Origin of the sequence: Actinophytocola sp., from assembly GCF_045807065.1 — a bacterium.
In the GTDB taxonomy this organism is placed as follows: Bacteria; Actinomycetota; Actinomycetes; order Mycobacteriales; family Pseudonocardiaceae; genus Actinophytocola.
The window spans coordinates 1-11,024 of sequence record NZ_JBJMIE010000232.1 but is presented as its reverse complement, the minus strand read 5'-3'; the positions used below and the strand labels follow the sequence as shown (position 1 = coordinate 11,024).

The window sequence follows — 11,024 nt, the reverse complement described above, 5'->3', positions numbered from 1 at the left end:
CACGGCCATTCGCGCGGCATGCTCGACATGGTCGCCAAGCTCAAGGCCAACACGCGCGCCGACATCATCGCGGGCAACATCGCGACCCGCGCGGGTGCCCAGGCGCTGGTCGACGCGGGCGCGGACGGCGTGAAGGTGGGGGTCGGCCCCGGCTCCATCTGCACCACGCGAGTGGTGGCCGGCGTCGGCGTCCCGCAGATCACCGCCATCTACAACGCCGACCAGGCGTGCCGGCCCGCCGGCGTCCCGGTCATCGGCGACGGCGGCATCCAGTACTCCGGCGACATCGCCAAGGCCATCGCGTCCGGCGCGTCCGCGGTCATGCTGGGCAGCCTGCTCGCCGGCACGGCCGAGTCGCCGGGTGACGTCATCCTCGTCAACGGCAAGCAGTTCAAGACCTACCGCGGGATGGGCTCGCTCGCCGCGATGCAGTCGCGGGGCGAGGCCAAGTCGTACTCGAAGGACCGCTACTTCCAGGACGACGTGCTCAGCGAGGACAAGCTGGTGCCGGAGGGCGTGGAGGGGCGGATCCCGTTCCGCGGCCCCCTGTCCCAGGTCGTGCACCAGCTGGTCGGCGGGCTGCGCTCGGGCATGGGGTACACCGGCTCGCGCACCATCGCCGACCTGCAGAACGCCCAGCTGGTCCGGATCACCGCCGCGGGGCTCAAGGAGAGCCACCCGCACGACGTGACGATGACCGTCGAGGCCCCCAACTACACCACCCGCTAAGGAGATCCCGGTGCCGGATCTTGTCGAGGTCGGCATGGGCCGGACGGCTCGCCGCGGCTACGCGCTGCACGAGGTCGAGATCGTCCCGTCCCGCCGGACCAGGTCGTCGCAGGACGTGTCGACGGCCTGGCAGATCGACGCCTACCGCTTCGACATCCCGCTGCTGACCCACCCGACCGACGCGGTCGTGTCGCCGGCGGTCGCGGTCGAGGTCGGCAAGCTGGGCGGTCTCGGCGTGCTCAACGCCGAGGGTCTGTGGGCCCGGCACCCGAACGTCGAGGAGGTCCTCGGCCGGGTCGTCGCGGCGGTCGACGACGAGGGCTACACGGCGCTGACCGAGCTGCTGCAGGAGCTGCACGCGGCCCCGATCAACCCGGACCTGCTCGCCGAGGCCGTCAAGCAGATCGCGGCCGGGGGCGTGACGGTGGCCGCGCGGGTCAGCCCGCAGCGGGCGGCGGAGGTGACCCCGCACCTGCTCGCCGCCGGCGTGGAGATCCTGGTGGTGCAGGGCACGATCGTGTCCGCCGAGCACGTGTCGCGGGACGGCGAGCCGCTGAACCTGAAGTCGTTCATCGCCGACCTGGACGTCCCGGTGATCGCGGGTGGCGTGCACGACTACCGGACCGCCATGCACCTGATGCGCACCGGTGCCGCGGGCGTGATCGTGGGCTACGGCTCCAGCATCGCGACCACCACGGACAAGGTGCTGGGCATCGGTGTTCCCATGGCCACCGCGATCGTCGACGCGGCCGCCGCGCGCCGGGACTACCTCGACGAGACCGGCGGTCGGTACGTGCACGTCATCGCGGACGGCGAGGTCGACGGGAGCGGCGACATCGCGAAGTCCATCGCCTGCGGCGCCGACGCGGTGATGCTGGGCGAGCCGCTGGCGCTGGCCAGCGAGGCCCCGGGCAGGGGCCTGTACTGGACGGCCGCGGCCGCGCACCCGTCCCTGCCCCGCAGCGGCGTGATCCCGACGGCGGACCCGGAGGACCTGGTCGATCTCCGCACGCTGCTGTTCGGCCCCTCCGCGGACCCGGAAGGCCTGATCAACCTGTTCGGCGCCCTGCGGCGCGCCTTGGCGAAGACGGGCTACTCGGACCTGAAGGAGTTCCAGAAGGTCGGACTCTCGGTACGCGGCTGATACATGGACAGGACGATCATCGCCGCGCGGGACGGGGTGGCCCTCGCCGACCTGACCGAGGCCGACCGCCAATGGCTCGCCGAGCGCGACGACCACACCTACGACATCGACCCCGACGACCGGCCGGCACCCGAACAGGGCTTCGAGGTGTTCCGCGCCGGGGTGCTCGACACCGCGAGCGGGCAGCTGATCGGCCAGGTCAACTGGCACGCCGTCGGCTACGGCCCGACGGCCGGGTGCACGGCGTGGAACGTCGGCATCGGCCTGCTGCCCGGCCAACGCAGGCGCGGGGCCGGCTCGACCGCCCTCCGCCTGCTGGTCGAGCACCTGTTCGCGACCACGGTGATCGATCGCGTCGAAGCCAGCGCCGACGTGGCGAACCTGCCGTCGCAGCGCGCACTCGGCAAGGCCGGGTTCCGCAGGGAGGGCGTCCTCCGCGGCGCCCAGCTCCGCGGCGGCGAGCGCCGTGACATGGTCGCCTTCGGCATCCTGCGCGCCGACCTCTCGCCGGCCGAGCGGACGATCGTCGCCGGCAAGGACGGGGTGGCCCTGGCCAGCGTCATCCCGAGCGACTGGCAGGAGTTCCGGCGCCGCGGCGACCACACCTACGACCCCGACCGCGATGACCGCCCCGGGCCGAGCTTCGACCCGCCTGCCGTGCTCGCGGTCGTCGACAGCGCCACCGGCGAGCTGCTCGGCAACGTCAGCTGGCACGCGGTCCGCTACGGGCCGACCGCCGGCTGCCTCGCGTGGCATGTCGACGTCGCGCTCTTCCCGGAAGCCCGCGACCGCGGCGCCGACGTGGCCCGGTTGCTGGTCGACCACCTGTTCGCGACCACCGACGTGGACCGGATCGAGGCCAGCGGCGACTTGGCGGACCTCCCCACCCAGCGGCTGCTCGGCAAGGCCGGGTTCCGCAGGGAGGGCGTCCTCCGCGGCGCACAGCTCCGCGGCGGCGAACGGCGGAACATGGTCAGCTACAGCATCCTGCGCGCCGACCTCCCGCCGGCCGTGCGGACGATCATCGCCGGTCGGGACGGGGTGGCCCTGGCCAGCATCGCGCCCGAGGACCGGGAGCTGCTCGCCGAGCGGGGCGACAACGCCTTCGGTGCCGATCCCGACGAACGGCCCGTGCTGCACAGCGGGTTCGAGGTGCACCGGGTGGCCGTGGTGGACACCGAGACGCGGGCGCTGCTCGGGCAGATGAGCTGGCACGCCGTCGGCTACGGGCCCACCGCCGCCTGCACGGCGTGGAACTTCGGGATCATGCTCCTGCCCGAGAGCCGCGGCCGGGGCCTCGGCCCCACGGTGATCCGGCTGCTGGTCGAGCACCTGTTCGCGACCACCGAGGTGGACCGGGTCGAGGCCAGCACCGACCACGACAACCTCCCCGCCCAGCGGGCGCTGGCCAAGGCCGGGCTCACCCGGGAGGGCGTCGTGCGCGGTGCCCAGCTCCGCGGCGGCCAGCGGCGGGACATGATCGCCTACAGCATCCTCCGTACCGACCTGCCCGACCCGGAGCAGGAGCGGGAGATCGTCGCCAGCGGGCAGGGCGTCCAGCTCGGTGACCTGCTGCCCGGCGAGCGGGACCTGCTGCGCGGCCAGGACGACGACGCCTTCGAGGTCGACCCGGACGACCGGCCGCCGCGCCACCACCCACAGCCGCACCGGCTCGCCGTGCTCGACCAGCACAACGGCGAGCTGCTCGGCGCGGTCAGCTGGCACGCCGTCGGCTACGGGTCCACCGCCGCGTGCGAGGCCTGGAACATCGGCATCGGCCTGCTGCCGCAGAGCCGCGGCCGGGGCGTCGGGTCCATCGCGACCCGCCTGCTCGCCGAGTACCTCTTCGCCACCACCGACATCGACCGGGTGGAGGCCGGCACCGACCGGGAGAACGTCCCGGCGCAGCGGGCGCTCGCCAAGGCCGGGTTCCGGCCCGAGGGGGTCATCCGGGGCGCCCAGCTGCGCGGCGGCCGCCGGCGGGACATGCTCGCGTACAGCCTGCTGCGCAGCGACGTCGTCGAGGCCACCGCGCCCGGGGTGCGTGAGGTGGTGGTCGTCCGGGACGGGATCGCGCTGGCCGAGCCGGCGCCCGGCGACCGCGAGAAGTTCTACATCGCCGGCGCCGGTGACTTCGCCGTCGACCCGGACGACCGGCCGCGGGTGACCGGGCCGACCCGCAGCTTCCTGCTGAGCGTCGTCGACGCGAAGACCAACCAGCTGCTCGGCGGTGTCAGCTGGCACGCGGTCGACTACGGCGGCACCGTCTCGTCGTCGGCGTGGAACATCGGCATCGGCCTGCTACCCGGGGCCCGCGGCCGCGGGGTCGGCACGGCCGCGCAGCGGATGCTCGTCGACCACCTGTTCACCACGACCGAGCTGGACCGCATCGAGGCCAGCACGGACGTCGACAACGTCGCCGAGCAGCGGGCACTGGAGAATGCGGGCTTCCGGCGCGAGGGCGTCCTGCGGGGCGCGCAGCTGCGGGGCGGCGTGCGGCGGGATCTCGTGCACTACGGACTGGTCCGGGGAGACCTCTCGAACTAGCCTCGGGAACATGAGTGAACTCGCCAGTAACTTCGACTACGACGTCGTGGTCGTCGGCTCCGGCTTCGGCGGCAGCGTCGCGGCGCTGCGGCTGACGGAGAAGGGCTACCGGGTCGCGGTGGTGGAGGCGGGCCGCCGCTTCGCCGACGACGAGTTCGCCAGGACGTCCTGGGACCTGCGCAGATACCTGTGGGCGCCGCTGCTCGGCTGCTTCGGCATCCAGCGCATCCACCTGCTCAAGGACGTCATGGTCCTGGCCGGCTCGGGGGTCGGCGGCGGGTCGCTGGTGTACGCGAACACGCTGTACCGGCCGCTGAAGCAGTTCTACGCCGACCGGCAGTGGGCGCACATCACCGACTGGGAAGCGGAGCTGGCACCGCACTACGACCAGGCCAGCCGCATGTTCGGCGTGGTCGAGAACCCGACGGTCACCCCGTCCGACGAGGTGATGCAGAAGGTCGCGGCCGAGATGGGCGTGGCCGACTCGTTCCACCCGACGCCGGTCGGCGTGTTCTTCGGCATGCCGGGGACCACCGTGCCCGACCCGTTCTTCGGCGGCGTCGGACCGGCGCGGACCGGGTGCACCGAGTGCGGCGCGTGCATGACGGGCTGCCGCGTGGGAGCGAAGAACACGCTGGTCAAGAACTACCTGTACCTGGCGGAGCAGAACGGCGCGAAGGTCATCCCGCTGACGACGGTCACGGCCGTACGACCCCGGTCCCGCGGTTTCGCGGTCGACCTCCGCCGCACCGGGCGCCGCGCCACCGCCACGATCACCGCCGGCCAGGTCGTGCTGGCGGCGGGCACGTGGGGCACCCAGCAGCTGCTGCACAGGATGAAGGACCAGGGCGTCCTGCCGCGCCTGTCGTCCCGGCTCGGCGAGCTGACCCGCACCAACTCCGAGGCCATCATCGGCGCGGCGCGCACCTCGGTCGACCCGGCACGCGACTTCAGCCGCGGCGTGGCGATCACCTCCTCGATTCACCCGAACGAGACCACCCACATCGAGCCGGTCCGCTACGGCAAGGGCAGCAACGCGATGGGCCTGCTCCAGACCATCGCGACCGACGGCGCCGCGTCGGTGCCGAGGTGGCTGCAGGCGGTGCGGTTCCTGGCGAAGCACCCGCTGGAGAGCGCGCGGATGCTGCGGCTGCACCGGTGGAGCGAGCGGACGGTGATCCTGCTCGTGATGCAGAGCCTCGACAACTCGATCACCACCTACACGAGGAAGGGCCTGTTCGGCCGGCGGAAGGTCACGTCGAAACAGGGCCACGGCGAGCCGAACCCGTCGTTCATCCCCGCCGGGCACGAGGCGAACCTGCTGGCGGCCAAGCACATCGACGGCATGGCGGGCGGCTCATGGCCGGAGATCTTCAACATCCCGCTGACGGCCCACTTCATCGGCGGCTGCCCGATCGGCGCCACCGCGGACGAGGGCGTGATCGACCCGTACCACCGGGTCCACGGCTACCCGGGACTGTCGATCGTGGACGGCTCCGCGATCTCCGCGAACCTCGGCGTGAACCCGTCCCTGACGATCACCGCCCAGGCCGAACGCGCGTTCTCCTTCTGGCCCAACAAGGGCGAGTCCGACCCCCGGCCCGCCGGCGGCTACGAGCGGCTGGCCCCGGTGCCGCCCCGTGCGCCGGCGGTACCGGCCCACGCACCGGCGGCGCTGCGATGAGCTTCGCGTCGAGCGGGGACCTCGCCGCCAAGGAGGAGACGTTCACCGAGCTGGCGCCCGGGGTGTACGCGCTGACCGCGGAAGGGGACCCGAACGTCGGTGCGATCGAGGCCGAGGACTTCGTGGTGTGCTTCGAGGCGCGGGCCACGCCCGTCGCGGCGCGGCGGTGGCTCGACCGGTTGCGGGAGCGGACCGACAAACCCGTGCGGTACCTGGTGTTGAGCCACTACCACGCCGTGCGGGTCCTCGGCGCGAGCGCGTTCGGTGCCGCCGAGATCATCACGCACACCGAGACGCGGCGGCTCATCGCGGAGCGGGGCGAGCAGGACTGGGCCTCGGAACTGGGGCGGATGCCGCGGCTGTTCGAGGAGCCGTCGTCGATCCCCGGGCTCACCCGGCCGACGCTCACGTTCACCGACCGACTGGTGATTCCCCTTGGCGGGCAACGGGAGCTCGTGCTGGCGTACTGCGGCCGCGGGCACACGGCCGGCGACATCGTGGCGTGGCTGCCGCGGGAGCGGATCGTGTTCGCCGGCGACCTCGTGGAGGCGCGGGCCGCGCTGTACACGGGCGACGCGTTCCACCACGACTGGTCGACGTCCACATTGGACAATGTGGCCGCCTTCCCCGCAGCCGCACTGGTCGGTGGGCGCGGGGCCGTGGCCGTCGGCGAGGACGCGGTGGCCGCGGCGATCGCGCAGAGCCGGCACTTCCTCGACGAGCTGCGCCGCACGGTCGGCGCCGTCCACGCCGGCGGCGGCACGCTGAGGGAGGCGTTCGAGTCCGCGCACGCCGCGCTGGCCCCGGAGTACGGCCGGTGGCCGATCTTCGAGCACTGCATGCCGTTCAACGTGCAGCGGTACTGGGACGAACTGGACGGTGTGGACTGGCCGCGGATCTGGACGGCCGAGCGTGATCAGGAGGTGTGGGCCGCTCTGGTAGCTTCCGGCGCGTGAGCAGACGACCTACCGCGGACGAGGAGTTCCGGTTCTGGAGCCTGATCGAGTCCGCGTGGGCGTGGACCGGTGCCGAGGAGTCCGCCAGGCGCAGGGCCCTGATCACGCGGGCGAGCGACAACGAGGCGTACGGGCTCGACCTGGACACCTTTCTGGACAACCTGCGTGAGCTGTGCGAGGACATGTCGGCCGCCGAGCTGACCGCGCTCGACCGGGTGCTCGAGCGGAAGCTGTACGACCTCGACCGCGCCGACATCCAGCGGGTAACGGACGGCGGCGACGACGGTTTCCTGTACTGCCGCGGGTTCATCGTGGCGATGGGACGCGAGTTCTACCAGGCCGTGGTCGCCGACCCGACCGTGGCCGTGCTGGACGCGGAGTGCGAGGGGATGTGCTACTTCTTCGCGTTCCTGCACGACAAGCGCTTCGGCGGCTTCCCGGACACGGAGTCGGGCATCTCGCGCGAGACGACGTCCAACAAGGCCGGCTGGAGATAACTACCATCGACTGATGCGCGTCGTGGTCGTCGGGGCCGGGCCCGTCGGGATGACGGCGGCCCTCCTGCTCGCCAGGCACGGCGTGCCGACCACGGTGCTCGAGGCCGCGCCGAGCCGGGAGCTGGTGGGCAGCCGGTCGATCTGCGTGCAGCGCGACGTGCTCGACATCCTCGAGCGGGCCGGTGTCGGCGTCCAGGTCGCGGAGGCCGGCGTGACGTGGACGCGCGGCCTGACCTTCTACCGGTCCCATGTGGTCGGCGAGATCCGGTTCCCGGAGGTGGGCTCGGCCGCGTTCCCGCCGTTCGTGAACACGCCGCAGACGGTCGTGGAGTTGTTGCTGGCACGGCGGATCGCCGAGGAGCCGCTGGTCGACCTCCAGTACGGCCGGCGGGTGACCGGCCTGACCCAGGACGAGTCGTCCGTGACCGTGTCCACCGAGGACGGTGACGTCACCGGCTCGCACTGCGTCGCGGCGGACGGTGGCCGCTCGACGGTGCGTGCGCTGCTGGGCCTCCCGTTCGACGGTGTGTCGTACGCGGACCGGTTCCTCATCGCCGACGTTCGCGCCGACCTCGGCTTCACCGCCGAGCGGCGGTTCTACTTCGACCCGCCGTGGAACCCCGGCCGCCAGGTGCTGGTGCACCCGCAGCCGGGCGGCGTGTGGCGCATCGACTGGCAGGTCCCGGCGGACTTCGAGCCGACCGGCGAGAACGTGGCGGCACGCATCCGGGAGATCGTCGGCACGGCGGACCACGACATCGTGTGGGTGTCGCTGTACCGGTTCCACCAGCGCCGGGTGCCGAGGATGCGGGTGGGCCGGGTGCTGCTGGCCGGGGACGCCGCGCACGTGATGAGTCCCTTCGGCGCCCGCGGTCTGAACTCGGGGATAGCCGACGCGGACAACCTGGCGTGGAAGATCGCCCTGGACCGCCAGGAGTCGGCCGGCCCAGCGCTGCTGCCGTCCTACGACACCGAACGCGGCGCGGCGGCCGAGGAGAACCTGCGGGTCACGGGCGACACCATGCGTTTCCTGGTGCCGCGGACCGAAGAGGACCGCGCCCACCGCGTCGACGTCCTGACCCGCGCGATCACGGACGAGACGGCCAGGGCGGAGGTCGACTCGGGCAAGCTGGCGGCGCCGTTCCCGTACCCGGACTCCCCACTGACCACGTCCGGCGGCACCCTGTGCCCGGACGCCCGACTGGCCCGCGGCGGCCGCCTGCGCGAGCTGACCACGTTCCGCGTCCTGACCAACTGGTGCGACTGGCACCCGGCGAACGCGTGGGAACGCACGCTCGTGCCGGACGTGCTCCCCCTGGACCAGGAGGACGACACGGCACTCGCCGACGCGCTGGGCCTGAAGCCCCGCCAGGCCGTCCTGGTCCGCCCGGACGGACACGTGGCGGCCGTGCTGACCGAGCCTCCGGGTGGCCTGGCCACTCCACTCACCGCCGCCCTACGACGCGCCACCGGCTGGTGAGGCCGGCCGCGCCCAGGCCGAAACGATCTCCTCGGGGCCGAACGAGGCGGCCAGGGGCAGGCCTTCCCGCACGCCACTGCGGGAGACGGCGACGAGCGGGGTGGCGTGGTCGCGGCCGGGCACGGACATGGACCCGGCGAGCAGCCTCTCCAGGTCCCGCTGGTCGAAAGGCTCGGACTCCAGCCACTTGATGGAGCCCGTGAACGCGATGCGGGTGGCCGGTTGCTCTCGGTCGGCGCCGACGAGGTCGATCTCCGGGTTGTTCTGCCGGTTCCACCAGCCGCCGACGACGTCCGCGCCGGGCAGCCGGTCGTCGGGCAACAGCCGTGCGAGGCCGGCGCGGACGACGGGTTCGACGGCCCGGCCGCGCCAGGACTGCCAGGACTGTTCGATGCGGGCGGCGGCCAGGTCGCCGCGACCCCGTTCGACGTCGGCGATGCCCCGTCGCAGGAAGGCCAGCCAGAACCGCAGGTACGAATCCTCGATCCGGTAGCGCCTGTTCTTGGTGTCCGGGCGGGTGGCCAGTGGGTTGTCGATCGCGATGAGGCGTTTGGCCGTCAGGGTGTTCAGGATGGGCGCGAGGGTGCCCGAGGGAACGGGACTGCCGGCGCCGATCCGGTTGGCGATCGTGGTGAAGGTCCGTTCACCGGTCCCCACCGCCTCGAGGGCCGCCCGGGTGTGGGACGACTCGGGGAACTCGCCGAGCAGGGACAGCTCGCCGGCCATCAGCAGCGGGGAGAGCGGGTCGGCGAGCTGGTCACGCAGGAAGTCGCCACGGCTGGTACCCGGCGTCCAGCGCTGGACTATCTCCGGGAAGCCACCGGTGATCAGGAACGCGTCGAGGGCCTCGGCCGGCCCGAGCCCGGTCATCTCCCGCACGTCGGCGGGGTTGAGGGGGTGAATGACCATGGGGGCGGCACGACCGTGGAAGGGGCGGCCGTACTCCTGGAGGGACCGCATCACCGACAGATCGCTGCCGACGAGCAGCAACAACACGGGCCTGGCCGAGAGGTACCGGTCCCACACGGTCTGCAGGGCACCCTCGAACTCGCGGTCCTGCTCGACCAGCCACGGCACCTCGTCGAGGACCACGATGCTGGGTGCGTCGTCGGGCACGGCGACCGCCAACGCACGCAGGGCCTGGTGCCAGTCGCCGCCGGTCATGCCCGCGACCAGGTCGGCGTTCGGCAGGTCCGACTGGGTGAGCGCGGCGAAGAAGTCGGCCCGCTCGGCCACCGGGTTGCGCCCGCGGGACGCCTGGAACACCACGTACGGCACACCCGAGCGGTCGCAGAACTCCTGGAGCAGGCGGGACTTGCCCACCCGCCGGCGGCCGGTGACGATCACGGCCTGGCCGGGAGTGGTGGCGAGTCGGTCGCGGACCAGGCGCAGCTGCTGCTCGAGGACTACGAGGTAGTCCGCGCGACCGTGGAAGTGTGCCAAAGGTTAGTTCCGATCTAAGTATGATTGCTCCTTACTTAGACCGAAGCATACTTGGTCTGGGTATGACACAACCCGCCGACCTCCCGTGCGTCTGACCTTTGTGGAGGTGGTCGGGGGTATGGACATGAACAGGCGGCGGTTCCTCGGGGCCGCGGCGCTCGGGGTGGTGGCGACGGCGTGCTCGCCGAAGCCGAAGCTGGCGGACTCGACGACGCCGACGACGACAACAACGACCGCCAGCCAGGCGCCGGTGCCGCCGGACTGGAACGCCCTGCGCTCGCGGTTGCCCGGGGGGCTCGTCCTGCCGGGGGACAGTGCGTACGCGGTGGCCAGCCAGTCCTACAACCCGCGTTTCGACAACCACCGGCCCGCGGCCATCGCGCGGTGCACGTCCGTCGACGATGTGCAGCGGTGTGTCGAGGTCGCGCGGAACGCTGGGCTGCAGGCGCTGGGGGGGGACCGGCTCGACGTTGGCGACCATCTGCAAGGTCTCGAGCACGTTGTTGTAGAGTTATGGGAAGTGGGTGGTGTTGTTATAGTTTTT

At 72.2% G+C, this 11,024-nt stretch carries 9 protein-coding genes; 8 read left to right on the top strand and 1 reads right to left on the bottom strand.

Annotated elements, in window-relative coordinates:
- The 7 genes from ACJ73U_RS13840 to ACJ73U_RS13810 form a co-directional block, all read left to right on the top strand.
- A partial coding sequence (locus tag ACJ73U_RS13840; RefSeq protein ID WP_407778003.1) for an IMP dehydrogenase occupies positions 1-729 on the top strand: 729 nt, incomplete at its 5' end.
- A 10-nt stretch (positions 730-739) separates the two neighbouring features.
- Positions 740-1,873 carry a GuaB3 family IMP dehydrogenase-related protein gene (locus ACJ73U_RS13835; RefSeq protein ID WP_407778002.1) on the top strand — a complete coding sequence of 378 codons (1,134 nt, stop codon included), beginning with the start codon at positions 740-742 and terminating at the stop codon, positions 1,871-1,873.
- Positions 1,874-1,876: 3 nt separating this feature from the next.
- Positions 1,877-4,420, top strand: a complete 2,544-nt coding sequence (locus ACJ73U_RS13830) for a GNAT family N-acetyltransferase (RefSeq protein WP_407778001.1) — start codon at positions 1,877-1,879, stop codon at positions 4,418-4,420.
- A 10-nt stretch (positions 4,421-4,430) separates the two neighbouring features.
- Positions 4,431-6,104 carry an FAD-dependent oxidoreductase gene (locus tag ACJ73U_RS13825; RefSeq protein ID WP_407778000.1) on the top strand — a complete coding sequence of 558 codons (1,674 nt, stop codon included), beginning with the start codon at positions 4,431-4,433 and terminating at the stop codon, positions 6,102-6,104.
- The gene (locus ACJ73U_RS13820) at positions 6,101-7,060 is read left to right on the top strand and encodes an MBL fold metallo-hydrolase (protein WP_407777999.1); all 960 of its coding nucleotides are present in this window, start codon (positions 6,101-6,103) and stop codon (positions 7,058-7,060) included. The genes ACJ73U_RS13825 and ACJ73U_RS13820 overlap by 4 nt, the downstream gene beginning before the upstream one ends.
- Positions 7,057-7,557, top strand: a complete 501-nt coding sequence (locus ACJ73U_RS13815; protein WP_407777998.1) for a DUF4240 domain-containing protein — start codon at positions 7,057-7,059, stop codon at positions 7,555-7,557. Before ACJ73U_RS13820 ends, ACJ73U_RS13815 begins: the two co-directional genes overlap by 4 nt.
- 13 nt (positions 7,558-7,570) lie before the next feature.
- The gene (locus ACJ73U_RS13810; RefSeq protein ID WP_407777997.1) at positions 7,571-9,037 is read left to right on the top strand and encodes an FAD-dependent monooxygenase; all 1,467 of its coding nucleotides are present in this window, start codon (positions 7,571-7,573) and stop codon (positions 9,035-9,037) included.
- Here ACJ73U_RS13810 and ACJ73U_RS13805 read toward each other — a convergent pair.
- Entirely contained in the window at positions 9,014-10,480 is a 1,467-nt protein-coding gene (locus ACJ73U_RS13805) for an ATP-binding protein (protein ID WP_407777996.1), read from the bottom strand. The genes ACJ73U_RS13810 and ACJ73U_RS13805 overlap by 24 nt on opposite strands.
- Before the next feature lie 85 nt (positions 10,481-10,565).
- Between ACJ73U_RS13805 and ACJ73U_RS13800 the strand changes: the two genes are divergently transcribed.
- A partial coding sequence (locus ACJ73U_RS13800) for a twin-arginine translocation signal domain-containing protein (protein WP_407777995.1) occupies positions 10,566-11,024 on the top strand: 459 nt, incomplete at its 3' end.